The sequence below is a fragment of the Streptomyces sp. NPDC052101 genome (genome assembly GCF_040680235.1).
In the GTDB taxonomy this organism is placed as follows: Bacteria; Actinomycetota; Actinomycetes; order Streptomycetales; family Streptomycetaceae; genus Streptomyces.
Genome location: NZ_JBFAWH010000022.1, coordinates 1 through 24457 on the forward strand (window position 1 = coordinate 1; position 24457 = coordinate 24457).

The window sequence follows — 24457 nt, forward strand, 5'->3', positions numbered from 1 at the left end:
CCCCCACGGACGCCGCCCTGGCCGCCGACCTCGCGCTGCCCATCGAGGAGCTGGAACTCACGGTCCGCTCCTACAACTGCCTCAAGCGTGAGGGCATCCACTCCGTGGGTGAGCTTGTCGCGCGTTCCGAGGCCGACCTCCTGGACATCCGCAACTTCGGTGCGAAGTCCATCGACGAGGTCAAGGCGAAGCTGGCCGGCATGGGCCTGGCCCTCAAGGACAGCCCGCCCGGATTCGACCCCACGGCCGCTGCCGACGCCTTCGGCGCCGACGACGAGGACGCGGGTTTCGTGGAGACCGAGCAGTACTGACCGGCTTCACTTCCAGGGGTCTCACCGAGACCCCCGGATCTCCGACAGACAACCGTCTGCTCGGATACTGACTCCGGTACCTGACACGGCCGGGGCAGACACACAGGAGAAGAACTATGCCGAAGCCCACCAAGGGTGCCCGTCTGGGCGGCAGTGCCGCGCACGAGAAGCTGCTCCTCGCGAACCTCGCGAAGGCGCTCTTCGAGCACGGCCGTATCACCACCACCGAGGCGAAGGCCCGCCGCCTGCGCCCGTACGCCGAGCGTCTGGTCACCAAGGCGAAGAAGGGCGACCTTCACAACCGCCGTCAGGTGCTCCAGGTGATCACGGACAAGAGCATCGTCCACACGCTCTTCACCGAGATCGGCCCGCGGTACGAGAACCGTCCGGGTGGCTACACCCGGATCACCAAGATCGGTAACCGCCGTGGCGACAACGCGCCCATGGCTGTCATCGAGCTGGTGGAGGCGCTGACGGTTGCCCAGCAGGCGACCGGTGAGGCCGAGGCCGCCACCAAGCGTGCGGTCAAGGAGGCCGAGGAGACCAAGGTCGAGGAGACCAAGGTCGAGGACGCGGCTCCGGCCGCCGACGAGGCCACCGAGGCCTGAGGCTCTGCCTGACGCTGGAAGCGGGTCCGCCCTTCGGGGCGGGCCCGCTTTCACGTTTTTCGAACAGGCACTGCCCTGAGAGGATTTCCACGTGAGCGATGAAGTACAGCCCGGGTACGTCCGTGTGCGCCTCGACATCTCCTACGACGGCACCGCATTCCATGGCTGGGCCAAGCAGGCCGGCGGCAAGCGGACGGTGCAGGGCGAGATCGAGGACGCCCTGCGCACGGTGACCCGGTCCAGGGAGACGTACGAGCTGACCGTCGCAGGGCGGACCGATGCCGGGGTGCACGCGCGCGGCCAGGTGGCGCATGTGGACCTGCCCGAGGAGGTCTGGCGGGAGCACAACCAGAAGCTGCTCAAGCGGCTCGCCGGCCGGCTGCCGAAGGACGTGCGGGTATGGGCCCTCAGGCCGGCGCCGAGCGGCTTCAACGCCCGTTTCTCGGCCGTCTGGCGCCGCTATGCCTACCGGGTCACCGACAACCCCGGCGGCGTCGACCCCCTGCTGCGGGGCCACGTCCTCTGGCACGACTGGCCGCTCGATGTGGACGCAATGAACGAGGCGGCGCGGCATCTGCTCGGCGAGCACGACTTCGCCGCGTACTGCAAGAAGCGGGAAGGGGCCACCACGATCCGGACCCTTCAGCAGCTGAGCCTCGCGCGCGGAGCCGACGGGATCGTCACGGCCACCGTGCGCGCCGACGCCTTCTGCCACAACATGGTGCGCTCGCTGATCGGCGCGCTGCTGTTCGTCGGGGACGGCCACCGCGGGCCGGAGTGGCCCGGGAAGGTGCTGGCCGCGGGGGTACGGGACTCCGCCGTGCATGTCGTACGACCGCACGGGCTGACCCTGGAGGAGGTCGGCTACCCCGCCGACGAGCTGCTGGCCGCGCGCAGCAAGGAGGCGCGCAACAAGCGCTCGCTTCCGTCGGCGGGGTGCTGCTGATCCGCCGCAGGCCCTACTGGTTCGCCGCCGCGGACGCCTGGGCCTGGCCGCGGCGGTAGATCTGGTTGAAGGTGAACTGCTGCAGGTCGGTGCCGCCGCGGAAGACCTGCGTGTCCTTGTTGGTGACGTTCTTGCCGTCGAGGAAGCCGCCGGTGGTGAAGTACGCGTAGCGGCCGACGGCATTGGTGGTGGTCAGGCAGACCGCGGAGTCGCAGAAGCTCTTGACGCCCTTGCCGGGCAGGGAGCGCACCATGGCGTTCTTGGCGGCCTGGGCCTTGACCTTCGCGGCCGTGGCCTGGTCCTCGAAGACGGCGACGCCGACGGTGACGGCGACCCCGCCGTTGCTGTAGGTCGCGCGGATCAGACGGGTGCAGCCGTTGGCGGTGAGAATCTTCGGCAGCTTGCCGTTGGCCGCGGAGGCACAGTTCTTGGTGTCGTCCGTGGCGCCCTTCTTGTACACCGTGTCGCCCATGGTCAGCTGGGTGCCCGGGAAGAGGCTGTCGGCGCTGAGCGGGGCGGTGTCCTTCTTGGCGCTGGCTATGAAGTCCTTCGGGTCCAGCGGCGGCGGGGCGCTGGTGGGCGCGAAGGACGGCGTGGCCGAGCCGCGTGGCACGGAGGCGCTGGCGGGCAGGTTGGTGGGGGTGCCGTGGGCGTCGTTGCTGCCGCCCGCGGAGACGACGGCCATGGCGACGGCCGTGCCGACCGCCACCGCGGCGAGCGCCCCGCCGCCGATGAACAGCAGCTTGCGGCGCTTGTTCCGGGACTCGGAGGCCTCGGCGAGCGCGGCCCAGTCCGGGGTCCCGTCGTCACCGCCGCTGCTCCAGGGCTGCTGGGAATGCGGTTTCCAGGGATCCCACTGAGACTGGGGTCCCCCTTGCCCGTAACTCATGGGGCGCATCTTAGACGGGGTCCGCGGGATGCCGGAGTGCGTGCGGCGGCATGCCGCGTTTGTCCGTCGGCATGCCTCGTTTTGACCCGTACAGGGCGCTGCAGGTAACCTGCTTCTTCGTTGTGTATTGGCTTGCTCATTCTCACGGGACGGGCCCTTACACCGGTCCACCGGGCCGATGACCAGCGATCAGCACGCGGTTTGCGTCACCGTGGTGCGGTCGAGGCTGTCGTGATCGTTTCGGTGACCTGTTCAGGACCATTCACTCGAAGCGAAGGCTACGAACCGTGCGTACGTACAGCCCCAAGCCCGGCGATGTGACGCGCCAGTGGCACGTCATCGACGCCCAGGACGTTGTCCTGGGCCGTCTCGCCACCACCGCCGCGTCCCTTCTGCGGGGCAAGCACAAGCCGATCTACGCGCCCCACGTCGACACCGGTGACTTCGTCATCATCATCAACGCTGACAAGGTGCACCTGTCCGGCAACAAGCGGACCCAGAAGATGGCGTACCGCCACTCCGGCTACCCGGGTGGTCTGCGCTCCGTCCGTTACGACGAGCTGCTGGACAAGAACCCGGAGAAGGCCGTCGAGAAGGCCGTCAAGGGCATGCTCCCCAAGAACACCCTGGGCCGTCAGATGCTCTCCAAGCTGAAGGTCTACTCGGGCGACCAGCACCCGCACGCTGCCCAGCAGCCGGTGCCGTTCGAGATCACCCAGGTCGCGCAGTAAGTCCGGCCACCCCCTAAGACTGAAGAGAATCTGAGGAGAATCGTGGCCGAGACCACCGTTGAGCAGCCGGTCGAAGAGACCGAGCTTGTCGACATCGACAGCTACACCACCGAGTCCGAGGTTCCGGTGGAGGGTGAGTACACCTCCGAGTCCCTCGCCTCGCGCTTCGGTGAGCCCCAGCCGGCCGCCGGCCTGGGCCGCCGCAAGAACGCCATCGCCCGCGTCCGGATCGTTCCGGGCACCGGCAAGTGGAAGATCAACGGTCGCACCCTCGAGGACTACTTCCCGAACAAGGTGCACCAGCAGGAAGTCAACGAGCCCTTCAAGGTGCTCGAGCTGGAGGGCCGTTACGACGTCATCGCCCGCATCGCGGGTGGCGGTGTCTCCGGTCAGGCCGGTGCGCTCCGTCTCGGTGTCGCCCGTGCGCTGAACGAGGCCGACGTCGACAACAACCGCGGCCCGCTGAAGAAGGCCGGCTTCCTCAAGCGCGACGACCGTGCGGTCGAGCGCAAGAAGGCCGGTCTGAAGAAGGCCCGCAAGGCTCCGCAGTACAGCAAGCGCTAAACAGCAGCTGCCTGCTCGTACTCCGAACGCCCCGGCGGCACGCCACATGTGCCGTCGGGGCGTTCGTTTATCCCAGCCAAGGGCGTATAACGACACAAGACGCTCAGGCGCTGAAAAGCTTGTGTGATCGGATGGAGGACAAGTGGGACGACTCTTCGGCACGGACGGCGTGCGCGGTGTCGCCAACGCGGACCTGACGGCCGAGATGGCGCTCGGTCTGTCCGTGGCGGCGGCCCACGTGCTGGCCGAGGCGGGCACCTTCGAGGGCCACAAGCCGACGGCGGTGGTCGGTCGGGACCCGCGGGCGTCCGGGGAGTTCCTGGAGGCGGCCGTGGTCGCGGGTCTCGCCAGCGCGGGCGTCGACGTGCTGCGGGTCGGTGTGCTGCCGACGCCGGCCGTGGCCCACCTCACCGGCGCGCTCGGCGCCGACCTGGGCGTGATGCTCTCCGCCAGCCACAACGCCATGCCGGACAACGGCATCAAGTTCTTCGCCCGCGGCGGCCACAAGCTCGCCGACGAGCTGGAGGACAAGATCGAGGCGGTGTACGAGTCCCACCGGCACGGCGAGCCGTGGGAGCGGCCGACCGGCGCGGGCGTGGGCCGTGTGCGCTCCTACGACGAGGGCTTCGAGCGCTACGTCAACCACCTGCTGTCCGTCCTCCCCAACCGGCTGGACGGGCTGAGGATCGTCCTGGACGAAGCGCACGGCGCGGCCTCGGGGGTCTCGCCGGAGGCGTTCTCCCGGGCGGGCGCCGAGGTCGTCACGATCGGCGCGGAGCCGGACGGGCTCAACATCAACGACGGCTGCGGCTCGACCCACCTCGACCGGCTGAAGGCCGAGGTCCTCGCGCACCGCGCGGACTTCGGCATCGCGCACGACGGCGACGCCGACCGCTGTCTGGCCGTGGACCACACGGGTGAGGAGGTCGACGGCGACCAGATCCTCTCGGTGCTGGCGCTGGCCATGCGGGAGCGTTCCGCGCTGCGCGCCGACACGGTCGTCGCCACGGTGATGTCCAACCTGGGCTTCAAGCTGGCGATGGAGAAGGCCGGGATCCGGCTGGTGCAGACGGCCGTGGGCGACCGGTATGTGCTGGAGGAGATGAAGGAGCACGGGTACGCCCTGGGCGGCGAGCAGTCCGGGCACGTGATCATCCTCGACCACGCGACGACCGGTGACGGCACGCTGACCGGCCTGCTGCTGGCCGCTCGGGTCGCGGAGACCGGGCGTTCGCTGCGGGAGCTTGCCGGCGTGATGGAGCGGCTGCCGCAGGTCCTCATCAACGTGCCCGATGTCGACAGGTCGCGGGTGAGGACGTCCGCGGATCTCGCTGCCGCTGTCGCCGAGGCCGAGCGTGAACTCGGTGAGACCGGGCGGGTGCTGCTCCGGCCGTCCGGCACCGAGCCGTTGGTGCGGGTGATGGTCGAGGCCGCGGACATCGAGCAGGCGCGGTCGGTGGCCGGCTGGCTGGCCGACGCGGTGAAGTCGGCGCTGGGGTAGACGCTCAAGGCGTAACACAGAGTGCACGGATGATCGCCTGCTGTTTCTCTTGACACCGAGGCCGCACAGCGCGGCATTCCCCTCGACGGAAGAGAAGACACAGCATGAAGATCGTGCTCAGCATTCTGAAGCGAGCGGCCGGACCCGCTCTGGCGGCGGGTCTTGTCGTCGCCTCGTCCGCCACCCCGGCCGCCGCCCAGACACCGGGCTCCACGGCGTTCCGCATCTTCGGCGGCTTCGCCGGGGTCCAGGCGAACAGCGGCTTCCAGAACCACGTCACGGCATCCGTGTCCGGCGCCGGCCGTCTGATCCTCTCGGACACGGCGGGCATCGCGGCCGGACCGGGCTGCACCCCGGTGATCGGCTCCACCACCAGCGCCGACTGCGGCAGCATCGCCACCGTCACCCGGCTCGGCATACAGCTGGGCGACCAGAACGACACCGCCGTGGTCGGCGTGCCGGTCAACAGCCTCGTCGACGCCGGCACGGGCATCGACTCCGTGACCACCAATGGCGGCAACGACACGATCGGCGTGCAGGACAACGCCCCCGGTGACACGGTGAACTGCGGCGCCGGCATCGACAGGGTGTTCGCCGACCCCGGGGACATCATCGCCGGGGACTGCGAGGTGAAGTACGTCTCCTAGAAGCCGCCGGCGCGCGCCGTGCGCTCATGCTGCCCGGCCCAGAGCTGTTTCTCTGGGCCGGCAGGGTGAGTGTGCCGCCCTACAACTTGCGCAGTCTCAGCCGCTGCACCTTGTGGTCCGGGCCCTTGCGGAGGATGAGGGTGGCGCGGCCGCGGGTGGGGGCGATGTTCTCGACCAGGTTGGGCTTGTTGATCGTCCGCCACAGCGTGCGGGCGTAGTCGACGGCCTCCTCCTCGGAGACCTGGGTGTACTTGCGGAAGTACGAGGACGGGTTCTGGAAGGCGGTCTGACGCAGCTTCTTGAACCGGTTGAGGTACCAGCGCTCGATGTCCTCGGCGCTCGCGTCGACGTACACGCTGAAGTCGAAGTAGTCGGCGAGACCGACCCGGGTGCGGCCGTCCTTGCCGGGCAGGGCGGGCTGCAGGACGTTGAGGCCCTCGACGATCAGGATGTCGGGCCGGCGGACCGTGAGCCTCTGGTCGGGGAGGATGTCGTAGATGAGGTGGGAGTAGACGGGGGCCGTGACCTCGTCCTTGCCCGCCTTGATGTCGGCGACGAAACGGGTCAGGGACCGGCGGTCGTAGGACTCGGGGAATCCTTTCCGCGACATCAGGCCGCGGGCCTCCAACTCCTTGGTGGGCAGCAGGAATCCGTCCGTCGTCACCAGCTCCACGCGCGGGTGCTCGGGCCAGCGCGAGAGCAGGGCCTGCAGGAGGCGGGAGACGGTGGACTTGCCGCAGGCCACCGAGCCGGCGACGCCTATGACGAACGGGGTGCCGGACTGGGAGCCCTGCTCGCCGAGGAAGGTGTTCAGGGCGCCTCTGAGGCCGTCCGTGGCGCCGATGTAGAGGTTGAGGAGCCGGGAGAGCGGGAGGTAGATGTCCCGCACCTCGTCCAGGTCGATCACATCGCCCAGACCGCGCAGCTTCTCCACCTCCTCGGCGGTGAGCGGCAGCGGTGTCTTGTCCCGCAGTGCGCTCCACTCGGCGCGGGTGAGGTCGACGTAGGGAGTCGCCTCCGGCCTGTGCCGGTGGGCGCTCCGGGGCATCGAGGAGACCGGTGAGATCACATTCCATTGTTAACGGAGTTTGAACGGGATGGTGGGTGGGGTCCGTCACGCCCGCGGCTCCGGCGAGCCGTTCGTATGGCTGTGGGAATTTCCGATTTCGGGCAGGCGGAAGCGTTTTCCGGCGCCGAGTGAGCCGTAGGCTGCGGCTCATGTGCGGAATCGTGGGATACGTAGGGTCACAGTCGGCGCTCGATGTCGTGATGGCCGGGCTGAAGCGGCTGGAGTACCGGGGGTACGACTCGGCGGGCGTCGCCGTGCTCGCCGACGGCGGGCTGGCCGCCGCGAAGAAGGCCGGGAAACTGGTCAACCTGGAGAAGGAACTGGTCGAGCGGCCGCTGCCGACGGGCGCGACCGGCATCGGCCACACCCGCTGGGCCACCCATGGCGGCCCCACCGACGGCAACGCCCATCCGCACCTCGACAACGCGGGCCGGGTCGCCGTCGTCCACAACGGCATCATCGAGAACTTCGCCGTGCTGCGCGCCGAGTTGGCCGAGCGCGGCCACGAGCTGACCTCCGAGACGGACACCGAGGTGGTCGCCCACCTGCTCGCCGAGGAGTTCTCCTCGTGCGCGGACCTCGCGGAGGCCATGCGGCTGGTGTGCCGGCGGCTGGAGGGCGCGTTCACGCTGGTCGCGGTGCACGCCGACGAGCCGGACGTGGTGGTCGGCGCCCGCCGGAACTCCCCGCTCGTGGTCGGCGTCGGCGAGGGCGAGGCGTTCCTGGCCTCCGACGTCGCCGCGTTCATCGCCCACACGCGCTCCGCGGTCGAACTGGGCCAGGACCAGGTGGTGGAGCTGCGCCGCGACGGCGTCACGGTGACCGGCTTCGACGGCCGCCCGGCCGAGGTCCGCTCCTACCACGTGGACTGGGACGCCTCGGCCGCCGAGAAGGGCGGCTACGACTACTTCATGCTCAAGGAGATCGCCGAACAGCCCAAGGCGGTCGCCGACACGCTGCTCGGCCGTATCGACCCGTCCGGTTCGCTGACGCTGGACGAGGTGCGGATCTCCCCGTCCGAGCTGCGCGAGATCGACAAGGTCGTCATCGTCGCCTGCGGCACGGCCTTCCACGCCGGCCTGATCGCGAAGTACGCCATCGAGCACTGGACGCGCATCCCGTGCGAGGTGGAGCTGGCCAGCGAGTTCCGCTACCGGGACCCGATTCTGGACGGCCGCTCACTGGTGATCGCCATCTCCCAGTCCGGCGAGACCATGGACACCCTGATGGCGCTGCGGCACGCCCGCGAGCAGGGCTCCAAGGTGCTGGCGATCTGCAACACCAACGGCTCGACGATCCCGCGCGAGTCGGACGCGGTGCTGTACACGCACGCCGGCCCGGAGGTCGCCGTCGCCTCCACCAAGGCGTTCCTGACCCAGCTGGTCGCCTGCTATCTGGTGGCGCTGTATCTGGGCCAGGTGCGCGGCACCAAGTGGGGCGACGAGATCCAGGCCGTGATCAGGGACCTCTCCAGGATCTCGGAGGAGGTCGAGCGGGTCCTGGAGACGATGGAGCCGGTACGGGCGCTGGCCCGGACGCTGGCGGCGAAGAACACGGTGCTGTTCCTGGGCCGGCACGTGGGCTACCCGGTGGCGCTGGAAGGCGCCCTGAAGCTCAAGGAACTCGCCTACATGCACGCCGAGGGCTTCGCGGCGGGCGAGCTGAAGCACGGCCCGATCGCGCTGATCGAGGAGGACGTGCCCGTCGTGGTCGTCGTCCCCTCGCCGCGTGGCCGTTCGGTCCTGCACGACAAGATCGTCTCCAACATCCAGGAGATCCGGGCCCGCGGGGCGCGCACGATCGTGATCGCGGAGGAGGGCGACGAGGCGGTCGTGCCCTACGCCGACCACCTCATCCGCATCCCGGCCACCCCGACCCTGCTGCAGCCGCTGGTGGCGACCGTGCCGCTGCAGGTCTTCGCGTGCGAGCTGGCTACCGCCAGGGGCAACGAGGTGGACCAGCCGCGGAATCTGGCCAAGTCGGTGACGGTGGAGTAGCCGCCCGCTGATGAGCGGCTGCTCGTCTGCCGGGTGCCGTTGTTCGCCGACTGCGGCCCGTGCGTGGTTGCTCGCGCCGTTCCCCGCGCCCCTTTGGGACGCGGGTCAGTGGACCGAGAACCCGCCGTCGACGAAGACCGACTGGCCGGTGACGTAGGCGGAGGCGCGGCTCGCGAGGAAGACGGCCGCGCCTTCGAAGTCCTCGGCGAGACCGTTGCGGCCGGTCATCGTGCGCGCGGCCAGGGCCGCCACCTTCTCCGGGTCGCTGGACAGCCGTTGGTTGAGCGGGGTCATCACGAAGCCCGGCACCAGGGTGTTCACGGTGACGCCGTACGGCGACCAGGCCTCGGCCTGCGAGCGGGCCAGCGACTCCAGGGCGCCCTTGGAGACGCCGTAGGCGCCGCTCTGCACAAAGGCGCGGTGGGCCTGCTGGGAGGTGATGTGGATGATCCGGCCGAAGCCCCGCTCGGCCATGCCGGGCCCGTACCGCCGCCCCAGCAGGAACGGCGCGTCCAGGTTCACGGCCATGGTGGTGTCCCACACGTCCTCGTCCAGCTCGCTCATCGGCGGACGCAGGTTGATCCCGGCGGAGTTGACGAGGATGTCGGGCTCGCCGAAGACGCCGGCCGCCTCCTCGGCCGCCGCGCGCACGCCGTCCCGCGTGCCCAGATCGGCCGCGACCCAGCCGGCCCGGCACCCGGCGCCGGTCAACTCGTCGACGGTCTCCTCCAGTTGGGCCTTGCCGCGGGCCATGACCACCACACTCGCGCCGGCCCGGGCGAGCGCCCCGGCGATGGCCCGGCCGATGCCGGAGCTGCCTCCGGTCACCACGGCGACACGGCCGTCCAGCGAGAACAGGTCGGAGAGATAAGCCTGTGACGTCATGATCGGAGCGTAGACGGCACGTACCGGGCCCGGCAGGGGATTTCGGCAGGCGGACGCCGCCGCGACCGTAGGCTGCCCGGCATGAGCATCATCGGAGTGGGGATCGACGTCGCCGAGATCGACCGGTTCCGGGCGTCGTTGGAGCGGACACCCGGGATGGCCGAGCGGCTGTTCGTCGCGCGGGAGCTGCTGCTGCCCAGCGGGGAGCGGCGCGGTATCGCCTCGCTCGCGGCCCGGTTCGCCGCCAAGGAGGCACTGGCGAAGGCGCTCGGGGCGCCGCCCGGGCTGCTGTGGACCGACGCCGAGGTGTACGTCGAGGACAGCGGCCGGCCCCGGCTGCGGGTGACGGGCTCCGTGGCCGCACGCGCCGCCGAGCTGGGCGTGCGCTCCTGGCACGTCTCGCTCAGCCATGACGCGGGGGTCGCGTCGGCGGTGGTGGTCGCCGAGGGGTGAGGTTCCCGGGTGTGGGCGGTGGGGGATCCGGGGCAGACTCGGTGCCATGCGTAGTGCGTACAGCGTGGAGACGGTGCGGGCGGCCGAACGGGCCCTGATGGCACGGCTGCCGGAGGGCGCGCTGATGCAGCGGGCCGCCGCGGGGCTGGCCGCCGCCTGCGCCGAGTTGCTCGGGCGGGTGTACGGCAGCCGGGTGGTGCTGCTCGTCGGAAGCGGTGACAACGGCGGGGACGCGCTGTACGCGGGGGCGCGGCTGGCCCGGCGCGGGGCCGGGGTCATCGCCGTACTGCTCTCGCCCGAGCGGGCACACGCCGGCGGGCTGGGCGCGCTGCGGCGGGCCGGCGGCACGGTCGCCGCGGCCGATTCCGCCGCGCGACTCGTCGAGCGGGCCGACCTCGTCGTGGACGGGATCGTCGGCATCGGCGGCAAGGGCGGGCTGCGGCCCGAGGCCGAGGCCCTGGCCGGCGTCGCCCGGCGGTCCCGCGCCGCCGTGGTGGCCGTGGATCTGCCCAGCGGGGTCGAGGCCGACAGCGGGGAGGTGCGGGGACCCGCGATCCGGGCCGACCTCACCGTCACCTTCGGCACCTACAAGCCCGGGCTGCTGATCGATCCGGCGCGGGAGTACGCCGGAGTCGTACGGCTCGTCGACATCGGTCTCGAACTGCCCGCCGAGGCCGAGCTTCAGGCCCTCCAACATGCCGACGTGGCACGGCTGTTGCCGGTGCCGGCCGCGGAGAGCGACAAGTACCGGCGGGGAGTCGTGGGCATCGCCGCCGGATCCGCGCGCTACCCCGGCGCCGCCGTGCTCGCCGTCTTCGGCGCGCTGCGGGGCGGGGCAGGGGCCGTACGGTACGTCGGGCCCGCGGGGGAGTCGGTCATCGCCCGCTTCCCGGAGACCCTCGTGTCCGATCAGGGGCCGGCGAAGGCGGGCCGGGTACAGGCCTGGGTGGCCGGGCCGGGCGCCGGGGACGACGCGGTGACCGTGGCCGAGGTGCTGGGGACGGACGTACCGGTGCTCCTCGACGCGGACGGGCTGCGGCTGGCCGAACGGGACGCGGTGCGCGCGCGTACGGCGCCGACCCTGATGACCCCTCATGCCGGGGAGGCCGCCGCGCTGCTGGGGGTGCGGCGGGAGGAGGTCGAGCGGGCCCGGCTGGCCGCGGTGCGGGAGCTGGCGGCGGTGTACCGGGCGACAGTGCTGCTGAAGGGGTCCACGACGCTGGTCGCCGACGCGGGGGGCGGGGCGGTGCGGGTCAACGCCACGGGGACGTCCTGGCTCGCCACGGCGGGGAGCGGGGACGTGTTGTCGGGGCTCGCGGGATCCCTGCTGGCGGCGGGGCTGCCGGCGCTGGACGCGGGGAGCGCGGCGGCCTATCTCCACGGCCTGGCGGGGCGGTTCGCGGCGGACGGGGCGCCGGTGGGGGCGCACGACGTGGCGGCGCACATCCCGGAGGCGTGGCGGGACGTGCGGGACTGAGCCCGCGGCGGAGCCGTGCGGCCGACGGCACCGCGGCTCCCCATCCGCTCAGGCATCCAGGTACGCCAGCTCGGTGACCCTCCCGCGCGTCACCGCTGATCGGGCGGAGCCGCGCGTTTGGCTGACCGCATGATCAGCAGACGAATCGCGTCCCGAGGAGCCGCGGTACTGCTCGCTGCCGTGACGGCCCTCCCCGCGACCGCACCCGCAGCGGCCGGCGCCCCGGTACCCCCCGCCCCGGCCCCCGCCCCCGAACTGGTCCCCGGTGTCGCCCCCGGGCCCGCTCAGCCCTGGCAGATCGACACGCCCGACCAGGCGCTGCCGCCGAAGGTGTACACGCCGACCGAGGCGGAGGACGCCGTGGAGCCGAAGGAGGCGGCACCGGGGGCGTACGACCTCATCGAGTACGTGCCGCTCACCGACGCCGTCTCCAAGGTGACGTGCAGCAAGCAGACCGGGCCCTATCAGCGGCAGGTGGAGCGCTGGCTGAAGCTGGACACCGACGGGAAGCAGTCCGGCGACGACTGCAAGGTGATCCGCGAGTTCCAGGTCAAGCACAAGATCAAGCCGGCCAGCGGGTTCGCGGGGCCCGTCACCTGGTCGACGATGATGCTCATCTCGGCGAAGAAGGACCCGAACGCCGCCAAGAAGTGCCCCGAGCGGTCGTACAACGTCGCCTGTGTCGATCTGGACCGGCAGCTCACCTGGGTGCAGAAGGACTCCGAGGTGGTGTTCGGGCCGGTGCCCATGCGCAGCGGGCGCAAGGGCCACCTCACCCGCAAGGGCTGGCACACCGTCTACTGGCGGCACAAGAACCACGTCTCGACCCTGTACGACGAGCCCATGCCGTACGCCCAGTTCTTCGACGGCGGCGAGGCCTTCCACGCCGTCTACGGCAGCATCTACACCACCGTCGGCTCCTGGGGCTGTGTCAACCTGAAACTCGATGACGCGCGCGCACTGTGGGGCGTGCTGAAGAAGGGCGACCGCGTCTACGTGTGGGGGCGGCGGCCGGGTACCTGACACTGCACCGGGGGTCCGCGCGGCCCTCTGAGAGACTGGGGGCGCCATGACTGAGACTTCGACTGTGCCGACCGCCCCCCTGCGCGCCCGCGCCGAGATCGATCTGGGCGCCCTGCGGGCCAACGTGCGTACCCTGCGGGCCCGGACGACGGGCGCGGCCCTGATGGCCGTCGTCAAGTCCGACGGCTACGGCCACGGTGCCGTGCCGTGCGCCCGCGCGGCCCTCGCGGCCGGCGCGGACTGGCTCGGCACCGCCACCCCCGAGGAGGCCCTGGCGCTGCGCGCGGCCGGGCTGCCGGGCCGGATCCTGTGCTGGCTGTGGGTGCCGGGCGGTCCCTGGCGGCAGGCGATCGAGGCCGACCTCGACATGTCCCTGAGCGGGATGTGGGCCCTGCGCGAGGTCGTCGCGGCGGCCCGCGAGGCCGGGCGCACCGCGCGTGTGCAGCTCAAGGCGGACACCGGGCTCGGCCGCAACGGCTGCCAGGCCGGCGCGGACTGGGAGGAGCTGGTCGGTGCGGCGCTGCGCGCCGAGGCCGAGGGGTTGCTCCGGATCACCGGGCTGTGGTCGCACTTCGCCTGCGCCGACGAGCCCGGGCACCCCTCCATCGCCGCCCAGCTGGAGCGCTTCCGGGAGATGCTGGCGTACGCCGAGGCGCAGGGCGTGCGGCCCGAGGTGCGGCACATCGCCAACTCGCCCGCCGCGCTCACCCTCCCCGAGACCCACTTCGACCTCGTCCGCACCGGCATCGCCATGTACGGCATCTCGCCCAGCCCGGAGCTGGGCACGCCGGCCGACTTCGGACTGCGCCCGGTGATGACGCTCAGCGCCTCGCTGGCGCTGGTCAAGCACGTCCCGCGCGGGCACGGCGTCAGCTACGGCCACCACTACGTCACGCCCGGCGAGACCACCCTCGGCCTGGTCCCGGTCGGCTACGCGGACGGCATCCCGCGGCACGCCTCCGGCACCGGTCCGGTGCTGGTCGACGGCAAATGGCGTACGGTCGCCGGACGGGTCGCCATGGACCAGTTCGTGGTGGACCTCGGCGGGGACGAGCCGGTGGCGGGCAGCGAGGCCGTGCTGTTCGGGCCCGGTGACCGCGGTGAGCCGACGGCCGAGGACTGGGCGCAGGCCTGCGGCACGATCGCGTACGAAATCGTCACACGCATCGGGACCCGGGTTCCTCGCGTCTATGTGAACGGGGAAGAACTCGGGTAAGCCGTCCGTGAGCGGCCCGGTCGCCTCGGCGACGGCAGCACTGCGGCACCACACGAGCACCATCGGTTTCATCCGTTTCACCACCCAGGCGAACTGCAGTACGGCGAAGAGGAGCGGTACGTGAGCGAGAGCAGCGCGGAGGCCGTCGCGGACGTCGTCGCCGCGGCGGCCGCCGCCTCCGCCGCGGGGGCGGCCGGGAGCTGGCGCAGGGCTACCGGCATCGCCGGGGCCGCGATAGGCGTGCTCGCCGCGGGCGCGGCGGCCGGTGTCGCCATCGAGCGGATGACGGTGGGCCGCGGGATGCGCAGGAAGGCCCGGCTGGCGCTGGACTCCGCGGGCCCCTACGGCACCCTGCGCGGCACGCCGGGCAAGGCGCAGGCCGACGACGGCACCGAGCTGTACTACGAGGTCGACGAGGTGGAGCCCGACCCGGGCCCCCATGTCTCCCCGCGCAGGCGAAGGCTGTTCGGCCGCAAGGCCCCCGCCCCGGTCACCGTCGTCTTCAGCCACGGCTACTGCCTCAACCAGGACTCCTGGCACTTCCAGCGGGCGGCCCTGCGCGGGGTCGTGCGGACCGTGCACTGGGACCAGCGCAGCCACGGCCGGTCCGGGCGGGGTGTGGCCCAGACCCGGGACCGGGTGCCGGCCACCATCGACCAGCTCGGCTGCGATCTGAAGGCCGTCCTGGACGCCGCCGCACCGGACGGGCCGCTCGTGCTGGTCGGGCACTCGATGGGCGGCATGACCATGATGGCCCTCGCCGCCCAGTACCCCGAGCTGATCCGGGACCGGGTCGTCGCCACCGCCTTCGTCGGCACGTCGTCCGGACGGCTCGGCGAGGTCGACTTCGGGCTGCCGCTGGCCGGCGTCAACGCGGTGCGCCGGATCCTGCCGGGTGTGCTGAAGGCGCTCGGACAGCAGGCGGAGCTGGTCGAGAAGGGGCGCCGGGCCACCGCCGAGCTGTTCGCCGGGATCATCAAGCGGTACTCGTTCGCGGGGCGGGACGTCGACCCGGCCGTGGAGCGGTTCGCCGAGCGGATGATCGAGTCCACGCCGATCGACGTGGTCGCCGAGTTCTACCCGGCCTTCACCGACCATGACAAGACCGAGGCGCTCGCCTGCTTCCGGGACATGCCGGTGCTCGTGCTGGCCGGCGTCCAGGACCTGGTCACGCCCAGCGAGCACAGCGAGGCCATCGCCGACCTGCTGCCCGACGCCGAGCTGGTCCTCGTCCCGGACGCCGGGCATCTGGTGATGCTGGAGCACCCGGAAGTGGTCACCGACCGCCTCGCCGACCTGCTCACCCGCGCGGGCGCGGTGCCCGCAGGGGCTACGGTTATGGGCTATGGAAGCACCAGCAGCAGCACCGCGGGACCCCGCTGAGACCCGGCTGACGATCACCTCGCCCGAGCAGATGCGGGAGCTGGGCCGCACGCTGGCCAAGCTGCTGCGCGCGGGCGACCTGGTGATGCTCAGCGGTGAGCTGGGCGCCGGCAAGACCACGCTGACCCGCGGGCTCGGCGAGGGCCTCGGCGTGCGCGGCGCGGTCACCTCGCCGACCTTCGTGATCGCCCGGGTGCACCCCTCCCTCGGCGACGGCCCGCCCCTCGTCCATGTCGACGCCTACCGGCTCGGCGGCGGCCTGGACGAGATGGAGGACCTGGACCTCGACGTCTCGCTGCCCGACTCGGTGATCGTCGTGGAGTGGGGCGAGGGCAAGGTCGAGGAGCTGACCGAGGACCGGCTCCAGGTGGTCATCCACCGCGCCGTCGGCACTGCGACATCGGGGGACACCCCCGAACCCCCGGGCACCGACGAGGTACGGCACGTGACGCTGACCGGGCTGGGTGAGCGCTGGGCCGAGGCCGGCCTGGACGCCCTCAGCGCCTGACCGGCGGCAGGGTTCCGACAAGCCGTCGGCAACATATTGCGCAGGACGTCCCGGGCGTGGTCACATGGTATCCAGCCCGTAGTTAGGCGTGCCTAACTACGCCCGCCCCCGCACTTCAGGAGGCGTCCATGCCCGACCCGGAAGAGTCCCGGCCCACCGAGTCCCCCGGGCTGTCCATGGCCGCCCTGCTGGCGGCGTGCGCGGCGGCGGAGACGATCTCCAGGCCCCCGCGCGCCCCCGAAGGGGCGCAAGCGGAAGGGGCGCGGGGCTCTGCCGGATCTGCGGCTACCGCCGCGCGGGCGCGACCGGCCACGGCGGACCCGCGGTCGGACGACGGCATGGCGTGGCACTTTCGGCGAACCGCTTGACCCGCGGAGCGCTCGGCGAAGCGCTCAGTGGATGACCAGCACCCGCACACCGATCGTCGCGAAGTCCCACATCGCGTCGCCGTCCGCCCGGCTCTCCCGGATCCCGCCCGTCCGCACGGTCGGGTCGGCCTCGGTGCGCGGCGCGCCGCTGGACACCGCCGCGCTGAAGCCGACCGCCAGCCCGTCCACCTCGGTGAACCGTACGACGTGCTCGATGGGGGTGCCGTCGGTGCCGATGATCGCGTTCGAGCGGGACGTGACCCAGTACATGCCCGGGTACGGGTCGACGCTGCCGGGGTTGACCTTGTAGGTGCGCTGGACCTGGTTCCCGCGGTCGACCAGCCAGACCCGGTTGTCGTCCACCGAGTACACGACCCGTTCACCCGTGCCGGACCCGCTGGGCAGGGCCGTCGAGTGGTGGTCGCGGGGCGGGCCGGCGGTCATCGAGGGTGATGCGCTCGCCCTGGCCGCGGCGGCCAGGCTCGCCGGCACGGTCATCCGGGCCTGGTAGGAGAGGAGACCGACGGCTGCGAGGGCCGCAGCGGTGAGGCCGGCCACGACGGCCGAGCTGGTCCCTGCCACGTGCGCTCACCTCTGCCTCGGGTCATATGTCGTACTTCGTACAGACCGTAGCAGCCGGTGACCGTATGACCGGGACGGCGATGCATGAGCCGCGAGCGCCGTAGGCTGTTCGCGTGCTCTTGCTCGCTCTGGATACCGCAACACCCGCCGTCACCGTCGCGCTGCACGACGGCACGGACGTCGTCGCCTCGTCGAGCCAGGTGGACGCGCGCCGGCACGGAGAGCTGCTGCTGCCGGCCGTGGACCGTGTGCTCGCCGAGGCCGGACTCCGGCTGGACGCCGTCACCGGCATCGTCGTCGGCATCGGTCCCGGCCCCTACACGGGCCTGCGCGTCGGCCTGATGACCGCCGACACCTTCGGCCTGGCGCTCGGCGTCCCGGTGTACGGCGTGTGCACGCTGGACGGCCTCGCCTACGCCGCCGACATAGAGACGGGCCCCTTCGTCGTGGCGACCGACGCCCGGCGCAAGGAGGTCTACTGGGCGAAGTACGCCGACTCCCGCACTCGGCTGACCGACCCCGCCGTGGACCGGCCGGCCGACATCGCCGAGCAGGTCGCGGGCCTCCCGGCGGTGGGCGCGGGCGCGCTGCTCTATCCGGACACCTTCCCGGGCGTCCACGAGCCGGAGCACGTCTCCGCCGCCGCCCTCGCCTCGCTTGCCGCGGAGCGGCTGGCCGCGGGTGAGGAGCTGCCGGAGCCGAGGCCGCTGTACCTGCGCCGGCCCGACGCGCAGGTCCCCAAGAACTACAAGGTGGTCACGCCGAAGTGACCGTGCGACTGCGCGAGATGCGCTGGTGGGACATCGACCCGGTCCTGGAGCTGGAGAAGGACCTGTTCCCCGAGGACGCCTGGTCACGGGGCATGTTCTGGTCCGAGCTGGCCCACGCGCGGGGCGCCGAGGCCACCCGGCGCTATCTGGTCGCCGAGGGGGAGGGCCGGATCGTCGGGTACGCGGGCCTCACCTCCTCCGGCGACCAGGCCGACGTGCAGACCATCGCCGTAGCCCGTGACCACCAGGGCACCGGCCTCGGCGGGCGGCTGCTGGCCGAGCTGCTGAGCGCGGCGACCGCGTTCGAATGCCACGAGGTGCTGCTGGAGTGCCGGGTCGACAACGTCCGCGCCCAGAAGCTCTACGAGCGCTTCGGCTTCGAACCCATCGGCTTCCGGCGCGGCTACTACCAGCCGGGCAATGTGGACGCCCTGGTCATGCGCCTGATCACCAACCAAGCCACCGAAGAAGCGACCGAAGAGAAGAACCATGGCTGACGAACCCCTCGTCCTCGGCATCGAGACCTCCTGCGACGAGACCGGCGTCGGCATCGTCCGCGGCACCACCCTGCTGGCGGACGCCGTGGCCTCCAGCGTCGACGAGCACGCCCGCTTCGGCGGTGTCGTCCCGGAGGTGGCCTCCCGCGCCCATCTGGAGGCGATGGTCCCCACCATCGACCGCGCGCTGAAGGAGGCGGGTGTCTCGGCGAAGGACCTCGACGGCATCGCCGTGACCGCCGGTCCCGGGCTCGCGGGCGCCCTCCTCGTCGGTGTCTCGGCGGCCAAGGCGTACGCCTACGCCCTCGGCAAGCCGCTGTACGGCGTCAACCACCTGGCCTCGCACATCTGCGTCGACCAGCTGGAGCACGGCCCGCTGCCCGAGCCGACGATGGCCCTGCTGGTGTCCGGCGGCCACTCCTCGCTGCTGCTGTCCGAGGACATCACCTCCGACGTCCGCCCGATGGGCTCGACCATCGACGACGCGGCCGGCGAGGCCTTCGACAAGATCGCCCGGGTGCTGAACCTGGGCTTCCCCGGCGGCCCGGTCATCGACCGCTACGCACGCGAGGGCGACCCGGCGGCCATCGCCTTCCCGCGCGGCCTGACCGGCCCGCGCGACCCGGCGTACGACTTCTCCTTCTCCGGTCTGAAGACCGCCGTGGCCCGCTGGATCGAGGCCAGGCGCGCGGCCGGCGAGGAGGTCCCGGTCCGCGATGTCGCCGCGTCCTTCCAGGAGGCCGTCGTCGACGTGCTGACCCGCAAGGCCGTCCGCGCCTGCAAGGACGAGGGCGTCGACCACCTGATGATCGGCGGCGGCGTCGCGGCCAACTCCCGGCTGCGCGCGCTCGCCCAGGAGCGCTGCGAGGCGGCCGGCATCCGGCTGCGCGTGCCGCGCCCCAAGCTGTGCACCGACAACGGCGCCATGGTCGCGGCCCTCGGCGCCGAGATGGTCGCCCGTAACCGGGCCGCCTCCAGTTGGGACCTGTCGGCCGACTCCTCCCTGCCCGTCACGGACCCGCATGTGCCCGGCAACCACGACCATGTGCACGAGGTCAGCAAGGAGAACCTGTACTCGTGACCGTCGCGCTGATGTGGGAGGCCCGGGCGACCGCGGGCCGCGGGGCGGAGCTGCTCGCCTGGGCGCGGGAACAGCGGCTGGCCCGCGAGCCGCTCAGGCGGGAGACCTTCCGGGCGCCGCAGGACCGGGTGCTGGTCATCACGTGGTGGGACGCGGCGTACGACGCCGAGCTGCCCGAACTGCCCGAGCCGGACGGGGAGCTGGTGACCCGGGCCGTGCACCGCTGGCGGTTCGAGCAGCTGATTTGACGCGGGGGCCGGGTTGTTCGCTATGATCATCACACAGCGAACGGCCGGAACACCGGATCGGACGCAGTGCGTTGGTGGTCCAAGGAAAGACGCCCCGCTTCCTGCGGGGAAATGCAGGTGCAAGGCCTGCCCGGCGCTCCACAGGAACCCCGCCCCGGGACACCCGGGGCGGGGTTTCGCGTTACCGGCGCCCGGCCTCCTGCGGCTGGACCGCATCCGCCTCGGGGCCCGCGAACTCCGCGGCCGTGGAACGCCGTTCCTTCACCTGCGCGTACGCCATCAGGCCGAACAGCACCGCGAGCAGTACCGCCGAGGAACCGGCCGTACCCAGATCCAGGCCACCCTTGGCGACCGGCTTGGTCAGGAAGTCACCGGCCGTGGCGCCCAGTGGGCGGGTGAGCACGAACGCAATCCAGAAGAGGAGGACGTTCGGGACCGCCGGGGCCTTCATCAGGGCGACGAGGACCAGCAGGACGCCGGTCACGAGGGCCGCACCGCCCAGATAGCCCAGACCCGAGCTGTCGGACAGGAAGTCGCCCATCGAGGTGCCGAGGGTGTTGGAGACCAGGATCGCCGACCAGAACAGGGCTTCGCCCCGGAAGGTGACGATCTCGGTGATCTGGAAGGTCATCCCGCTCAGCTTCCAGCCGAGGAAGATCAGCAGCAGCAGGGAGACCAGGATCGCGGCGCCCTCCGGGTAGCCGAGGCCCAGCCCCTGCGGACCCCAGCCCAGCTTCGTCGCGCCGCCCGAGAGGAACTTGGCGCTGGCGTCGCGGTTCATGAAGTCGGACATGGTGGTGCCAGCCATGGAGGTCGACAGGATCACCGTCCAGTAGAAGAACGGGTTGTAGCGGGACGAGCGCAGCTGGATCACCAGCGTCACCACGAAGACCAGGAACAGGGCGATGGTGGTGAGGAAGTAACCGAGCTTCAGCGTCTGCGCGAACAGATCGCCCGCAGTCTCGCCCAGGGTCGTCGCGGCGATCTTCATGATCCAGAACGCCAGCGTGACCTCGGGCAGTTTCTTCATCACGGACTTCGTCGTCGTCAACGGTGCTCCTGTCGGGGTGGGGGGTGGGTGATCAACTTCGGCCCGACCCTGCCAGGCGCAACCTGAACCGATCCTGAACGCCCGCGTCAGAGGTCTTGCGAAACCGGGCTCTCTGTGGTCTCGCCGTGGCTCAATACGTCCCCTCGGCCCCTTCCGCTCAATCAGCCCCGCAGGCCACCTCCACCTCGCAGCGCAGCCGCCGATCCGCCCCGAGCACCCGCACCGGCCCCGTCAGCCACAGCCGTGCCGTGTGCCGTACCTCCGCGCTCGACGGCCCCAACCGCAGCTCCAGCGCACCCGGTTCCACCACCCGGGCACCCGTGCGGTCGGTGAAGGACGACAGGTCGGCGTGAAAGCGGAAGGTCAGGCGGCCCGAGTCCCCAGGGGCCAGTTCCAGCCGCTGGTAGCCGATCAGCCGTACGTCCGGCCGGGTCACCGACGCCACCGGGTCGTGCAGATACAGCTGGACGACCTCCGCGCCCGCGCGGTCACCCGTGTCGCGGACGGTCAGCGAGAGGTCGTACGAGCCGTCAGTGCCGATCTCGGTGACATCGCCGCCGGTGCAGTCCTCCCAGGCGAACGCCGTGTACGAGCGGCCGTGTCCGAACGGGTACAGCGGGGTCGGGTCCAGGCTGCTGACCTCTGTGGCCAGGCCCAGCGGGGGCTGGAGACAGGTCCAGGGCTGGCCGCCGGGCGTGCGCGGCACGCTCACCGGGAGGCGCCCGGAGGGGTTCACCCGGCCGGACAGCACCCCGGCCACCGCCGGGCCGCCCTCCTCACCGGGGAAGAAGGCCTGGACGACCGCGCCGAGCCTGCCGTGCCGGCGGCCCAGCGCATACGGCCGGCCGGTGAGCAGGACCAGCACCACCGGGACGCCGGTCGCCACCAGCCGGTCCAGCAACTCGGCCTGTACACCGGGGAGTCGGAGGTCGGGCACATCGCAGCCCTCGCCGGACGTGCCCCGGCCGAACAGGCCCGCGCGGTCGCCGAGCACCGCCACGCACACGTCCGCCTCCGTCGCCCGGGCCACCGCCTGCGCGAATCCGGTGGTGTCCGGGTCGCAGACCGCGCAGCCCGCGGCGAACGCGACCTAGGCGTCCGGGAGTTCGGCGCGCAGCGCGTCCAGCACGGTGGGGATCTCGATGCCGAGCGGGACCCCGGGGTGGCCGGTGAGGACATGGGAGGGGAAGGAGTAGCAGCCGAGCATGGCGAGCGGGTCCGCCGCGCGCGGGCCCACGACCGCGATCCGGGCGCCGGAAGCCAGCGGCAGCAGGCCGCCCGGGTTGTCCAGCAGCGCCACCGACTCCTGCGCCGGCCGCCGCGCCAGGGCCCGGTTCCCGGCCGAGTCCAGCTCGATCGGGCCCGCCGGATCCGGCCGCCAGTCCGTGGCCGGCAGGCCCAGCTCGCACTTCTGCGTCAGCACCCGGCGGGCCGCCCGGTCCACCAGCACCTGAGGGATCCGGCCGGCGCGTACGGCGGTCACGAGCGGGGTGCCGTAGCACTTCGGGGTCGGCAGCTCGACGTCGATACCCGCGGCCAGCGCCAGCTTCGCCGCCTCCGCCTCGTCAGCCGCGACCCGGTGCAGGGTCTGCAGAAAGCCGATGCCGAAGTAGTCCGCGACCACCGTGCCGGTGAAACCCCACTCCTCGCGCAGCAGCCCGGTCAGCAGCCGCGGATCGGCGCAGGCGGGCACCCCGTCGGTCTCGGTGTAGGCCGCCATCACCGAACGGGCCCCGCCCTCGCGCAGCGCCATCTCGAACGGCACCAGCACATCCGCGAACTCCCGTGCGCCCGCCCGGACCGGCGCCAGATTGCGGGCGCCGGCCGAGGACGCGTACCCGGCGAAGTGCTTGAGCGTGGCGACGACCCCGGCCGACTCCAGGCCGCGCACATACGCGGTGCCGACCGTGCCGACCAGGTACGGGTCCTCGCCGATGGTCTCCGCGACCCGCCCCCAGCGCGGGTCGCGGACCACGTCCAGGACGGGCGCGAGGCCCTGGTGGACGCCGGCCGCGCGCAGATCGTGGCCGATGCGCCGGCCCCTCTCCTCGACCAGCGCCGGGTCGAAGGCCGCGCGCCCCAGGCGAGCGGCACCGGGTACGCCGTCGCGCGCCAGGCGGTGAAGCCGGCCAGGCACTCCTCGTGGGCCACGGCCGGGACGCCGAAGCGGCCGGCCGCGGTGATCCGGCGCTGGGCGCGGGCCAGGGCCCGGGCGGCGAGCGCCGGTTCCACGGGGGCGGTGCCGAAGGAGCGGGTCAGCTGGCCCAGGCCGAGGGTGATCAGCTCCTCCCAGCCATGGGCGGCGGTCATCTCGCTCTGCAGAGGGGCGACCCCCTCGCCGTCCGCGGCGGCGCCCACCCACACGCCGTAGAGCTGGGCGGCCTTCTCCTCCAGGGTCATCCGGGCGAGCAGATCGGCCACGCGGGCGTCGGCGGGCAGGGCGGGGTCGCGCCAAGGGGCGATGGTCATGGAACTCCCGTCCGGCTCTGCTGAGTTGTGACCCGCCCCGAATGTTTCGCATTTCATCTCGAATGTTCCGGGAACTTATGGCGCGCGCACGCCTTCGTCAAGGGGGGCGGGCGGGGATACGATCGCCCGCATGAAGCCTTCGAAACCCGCAGAGACGCGGACGGCGACCCTCGCCGAGATCGCCCGTGAGGCCGGGGTGTCGGCTCCGACTGTTTCGAAGGTGCTCAACGGCCGCGCCGATGTCGCCCCGGCGACCCGTACCCGCGTCGAGGAGCTGCTGCGCGCCCACGGCTACCGGCGCCGGCGCGCCGAGACGTCCCGCTCGCCCCTGATCGACCTGGTCTTCCACGAGCTGGAGAGCGCCTGGGCGCTGGAGGTCATCCGGGGCGTGGAGAACGTGGCCCGGGCGGCCGGGCTGAGCGTCGTGCTGTCCGAGTCGGCCGGCCGGCTCACCCCGGGCAGGACCTGGGCCGACCAGGTGGCCGCGCGCCGCCCGCATGGCGTGGTGCTGGTGCTGTCCGGGCTCGACGAGTCCCAGCGGGCGCTGCTGACCAGCCGCTCCATTCCGTTCGTGGTGATGGACCCGGCCGGCGACCCCGGCCCGGACGTGCCCTCCATCGGCGCCACCAACTGGCAGGGCGGCCTCGCCGCCACCCGCCATCTGCTGGAACTCGGCCACACCCGGATCGGCGCGATCAGCGGCCCGTCCCGGATGATGTGCAGCCGGGCGCGGATCGACGGCTACCGGGCGGCCCTGGAGACGGCCGGCCTGCCCGTCGATCCCTCCCTCGTCGCCGCCGGGGACTTCCACCACGACTCCGGCTACCGGCTGGGCCTGGAGCTGCTCGGCCGCCCCGACCGGCCGACGGCCGTCTTCGCGGGCAACGACCTGCAGGCTCTCGGCCTGTACGAGGCCGCCCGCGAGCTGGGCCTGCGCATCCCGGAGGACCTCAGCGTGGTCGGCTTCGACGATCTGCCGGTGGCCCGCTGGGTCGGCCCGCCGCTGACGACCGTACGGCAGCCGCTGACCGAGATGGCCGAGGCGGCGGCCCGGCTGGTGCTGGAGCTGGGGCGGGAGCGGGAGGAGCGGGCGGCGACCCGGGTGGAGCTGGCGACCGGCCTGGTGGTGCGGTCCAGTACGGATGTGCCTCCGGCGCTCTGACGGCACGCGTATTGACGCGTT

The 24457-nt window shown here is 71.9% G+C and carries 25 protein-coding genes and 1 pseudogene; 20 read left to right on the forward strand and 6 right to left on the reverse strand.

What is annotated here, in order from left to right; translation table 11 throughout:
• From AB0L75_RS31115 to truA, 3 genes are all read left to right on the forward strand, one after another.
• Nucleotides 1–311: DNA-directed RNA polymerase subunit alpha C-terminal domain-containing protein (locus tag AB0L75_RS31115; protein WP_365187596.1), on the forward strand; the 311-nt coding region annotated here is incomplete at its 5' end.
• Nucleotides 312–427: 116 nt separating this feature from the next.
• Nucleotides 428–919 carry a 50S ribosomal protein L17 gene (rplQ, locus tag AB0L75_RS31120; protein ID WP_365187598.1) on the forward strand — a complete coding sequence of 164 codons (492 nt, stop codon included), beginning with the start codon at nt 428–430 and terminating at the stop codon, nt 917–919.
• Nucleotides 920–1010: 91 nt separating this feature from the next.
• Nucleotides 1011–1865, forward strand: a complete 855-nt coding sequence (gene truA / locus AB0L75_RS31125; protein ID WP_365187601.1) for a tRNA pseudouridine(38-40) synthase TruA — start codon at nt 1011–1013, stop codon at nt 1863–1865.
• Nucleotides 1866–1878: 13 nt separating this feature from the next.
• On the opposite strand, the gene AB0L75_RS31130 is transcribed toward truA, so the two are convergent.
• Nucleotides 1879–2754 carry a hypothetical protein gene (locus tag AB0L75_RS31130; protein ID WP_365187604.1) on the reverse strand — a complete coding sequence of 292 codons (876 nt, stop codon included), beginning with the start codon at nt 2752–2754 and terminating at the stop codon, nt 1879–1881.
• Between the two features lie 287 nt (nt 2755–3041).
• Here AB0L75_RS31130 and rplM point away from each other — a divergent pair, with 287 nt between their 5' ends.
• The 4 genes from rplM to AB0L75_RS31150 all read left to right on the forward strand — a co-directional run bounded on the left by rplM (nt 3042) and on the right by AB0L75_RS31150 (nt 6197).
• The gene (rplM, locus tag AB0L75_RS31135) at nt 3042–3485 is read left to right on the forward strand and encodes a 50S ribosomal protein L13 (RefSeq protein WP_275775501.1); all 444 of its coding nucleotides are present in this window, start codon (nt 3042–3044) and stop codon (nt 3483–3485) included.
• A gap of 42 nt (nt 3486–3527) precedes the next feature.
• The gene (rpsI, locus tag AB0L75_RS31140) at nt 3528–4049 is read left to right on the forward strand and encodes a 30S ribosomal protein S9 (RefSeq protein WP_030950653.1); all 522 of its coding nucleotides are present in this window, start codon (nt 3528–3530) and stop codon (nt 4047–4049) included.
• 142 nt (nt 4050–4191) lie between these two features.
• A complete protein-coding gene (glmM, locus tag AB0L75_RS31145; protein ID WP_365187608.1) occupies nt 4192–5550 on the forward strand; it encodes a phosphoglucosamine mutase in 1359 nt (452 codons plus the stop codon).
• 104 nt (nt 5551–5654) lie between these two features.
• Nucleotides 5655–6197, forward strand: coding sequence for a hypothetical protein (locus tag AB0L75_RS31150; protein ID WP_365187611.1), 543 nt, complete (start codon nt 5655–5657; stop codon nt 6195–6197).
• 79 nt (nt 6198–6276) lie between these two features.
• Here AB0L75_RS31150 and coaA read toward each other — a convergent pair whose 3' ends face one another.
• Nucleotides 6277–7266: a type I pantothenate kinase gene (gene coaA, locus AB0L75_RS31155; protein WP_365187614.1), complete on the reverse strand. Its 990-nt coding sequence runs from the start codon at nt 7264–7266 to the stop codon at nt 6277–6279.
• 149 nt (nt 7267–7415) lie between these two features.
• On the opposite strand from coaA, the gene glmS reads away from it, so the two are divergent.
• Nucleotides 7416–9263 carry a glutamine--fructose-6-phosphate transaminase (isomerizing) gene (gene glmS / locus AB0L75_RS31160; protein ID WP_365187617.1) on the forward strand — a complete coding sequence of 616 codons (1848 nt, stop codon included), beginning with the start codon at nt 7416–7418 and terminating at the stop codon, nt 9261–9263.
• Nucleotides 9264–9368: 105 nt separating this feature from the next.
• Here the strand turns inward: glmS and AB0L75_RS31165 are convergent, their stop codons facing one another.
• Nucleotides 9369–10148, reverse strand: a complete 780-nt coding sequence (locus tag AB0L75_RS31165; protein ID WP_365187620.1) for an SDR family oxidoreductase — start codon at nt 10146–10148, stop codon at nt 9369–9371.
• 81 nt (nt 10149–10229) lie between these two features.
• Here AB0L75_RS31165 and AB0L75_RS31170 point away from each other — a divergent pair, with 81 nt between their 5' ends.
• The 6 genes from AB0L75_RS31170 (at nt 10230) to tsaE (ending at nt 16208) form a co-directional block, all read left to right on the forward strand.
• A complete protein-coding gene (locus AB0L75_RS31170) occupies nt 10230–10601 on the forward strand; it encodes a holo-ACP synthase (protein WP_365187623.1) in 372 nt (123 codons plus the stop codon).
• Nucleotides 10602–10647: 46 nt separating this feature from the next.
• Nucleotides 10648–12078, forward strand: coding sequence for an NAD(P)H-hydrate dehydratase (locus AB0L75_RS31175; protein WP_365187626.1), 1431 nt, complete (start codon nt 10648–10650; stop codon nt 12076–12078).
• A 129-nt stretch (nt 12079–12207) separates the two neighbouring features.
• The gene (locus AB0L75_RS31180; protein ID WP_365187629.1) at nt 12208–13101 is read left to right on the forward strand and encodes a L,D-transpeptidase; all 894 of its coding nucleotides are present in this window, start codon (nt 12208–12210) and stop codon (nt 13099–13101) included.
• Nucleotides 13102–13147: 46 nt separating this feature from the next.
• Nucleotides 13148–14317 carry an alanine racemase gene (gene alr, locus AB0L75_RS31185; protein WP_365187632.1) on the forward strand — a complete coding sequence of 390 codons (1170 nt, stop codon included), beginning with the start codon at nt 13148–13150 and terminating at the stop codon, nt 14315–14317.
• A 120-nt stretch (nt 14318–14437) separates the two neighbouring features.
• Complete coding sequence (locus AB0L75_RS31190) at nt 14438–15700, forward strand: alpha/beta hydrolase (RefSeq protein ID WP_365187634.1); 1263 nt, start codon at nt 14438–14440, stop codon at nt 15698–15700.
• Nucleotides 15663–16208, forward strand: coding sequence for a tRNA (adenosine(37)-N6)-threonylcarbamoyltransferase complex ATPase subunit type 1 TsaE (gene tsaE, locus AB0L75_RS31195; RefSeq protein WP_365187637.1), 546 nt, complete (start codon nt 15663–15665; stop codon nt 16206–16208). The genes AB0L75_RS31190 and tsaE overlap by 38 nt, the downstream gene beginning before the upstream one ends.
• Nucleotides 16209–16600: 392 nt before the next feature.
• Here tsaE and AB0L75_RS31200 read toward each other — a convergent pair whose 3' ends face one another.
• Nucleotides 16601–17158 (reverse strand): hypothetical protein, encoded by a 558-nt coding sequence (locus tag AB0L75_RS31200; RefSeq protein WP_365187639.1) that lies wholly within the window; start codon nt 17156–17158, stop codon nt 16601–16603.
• Between the two features lie 113 nt (nt 17159–17271).
• Between AB0L75_RS31200 and tsaB the strand changes: the two genes are divergently transcribed.
• From tsaB to AB0L75_RS31220, 4 genes are read left to right on the forward strand one after another with little or no spacing between them, the layout of a single operon-like run.
• Nucleotides 17272–17928: a tRNA (adenosine(37)-N6)-threonylcarbamoyltransferase complex dimerization subunit type 1 TsaB gene (gene tsaB / locus AB0L75_RS31205; RefSeq protein ID WP_365187642.1), complete on the forward strand. Its 657-nt coding sequence runs from the start codon at nt 17272–17274 to the stop codon at nt 17926–17928.
• A 17-nt stretch (nt 17929–17945) separates the two neighbouring features.
• Nucleotides 17946–18425 (forward strand): ribosomal protein S18-alanine N-acetyltransferase, encoded by a 480-nt coding sequence (gene rimI, locus AB0L75_RS31210; RefSeq protein WP_365187839.1) that lies wholly within the window; start codon nt 17946–17948, stop codon nt 18423–18425.
• The gene (gene tsaD, locus AB0L75_RS31215) at nt 18418–19506 is read left to right on the forward strand and encodes a tRNA (adenosine(37)-N6)-threonylcarbamoyltransferase complex transferase subunit TsaD (protein WP_365187645.1); all 1089 of its coding nucleotides are present in this window, start codon (nt 18418–18420) and stop codon (nt 19504–19506) included. The genes rimI and tsaD overlap by 8 nt, the downstream gene beginning before the upstream one ends.
• Nucleotides 19503–19754 (forward strand): hypothetical protein, encoded by a 252-nt coding sequence (locus AB0L75_RS31220; RefSeq protein ID WP_365187648.1) that lies wholly within the window; start codon nt 19503–19505, stop codon nt 19752–19754. The genes tsaD and AB0L75_RS31220 overlap by 4 nt, the downstream gene beginning before the upstream one ends.
• A gap of 181 nt (nt 19755–19935) precedes the next feature.
• Here the strand turns inward: AB0L75_RS31220 and AB0L75_RS31225 are convergent, their stop codons facing one another.
• Nucleotides 19936–20805, reverse strand: a complete 870-nt coding sequence (locus AB0L75_RS31225) for a hypothetical protein (RefSeq protein ID WP_365187651.1) — start codon at nt 20803–20805, stop codon at nt 19936–19938.
• 157 nt (nt 20806–20962) lie between these two features.
• A pseudogene (locus tag AB0L75_RS31230) lies at nt 20963–23064 on the reverse strand (glycoside hydrolase family 3 N-terminal domain-containing protein).
• Here AB0L75_RS31230 and AB0L75_RS31235 point away from each other — a divergent pair.
• Together AB0L75_RS31235 and AB0L75_RS31240 are read left to right on the forward strand one after the other, a co-directional pair.
• Nucleotides 22948–23298, forward strand: coding sequence for a hypothetical protein (locus AB0L75_RS31235; protein ID WP_365187858.1), 351 nt, complete (start codon nt 22948–22950; stop codon nt 23296–23298). The pseudogene AB0L75_RS31230 and the gene AB0L75_RS31235 overlap by 117 nt on opposite strands.
• 106 nt (nt 23299–23404) lie before the next feature.
• Entirely contained in the window at nt 23405–24436 is a 1032-nt protein-coding gene (locus AB0L75_RS31240; RefSeq protein WP_365187654.1) for a LacI family DNA-binding transcriptional regulator, read from the forward strand.
• Nucleotides 24437–24457: the final 21 nt, after the last annotated feature.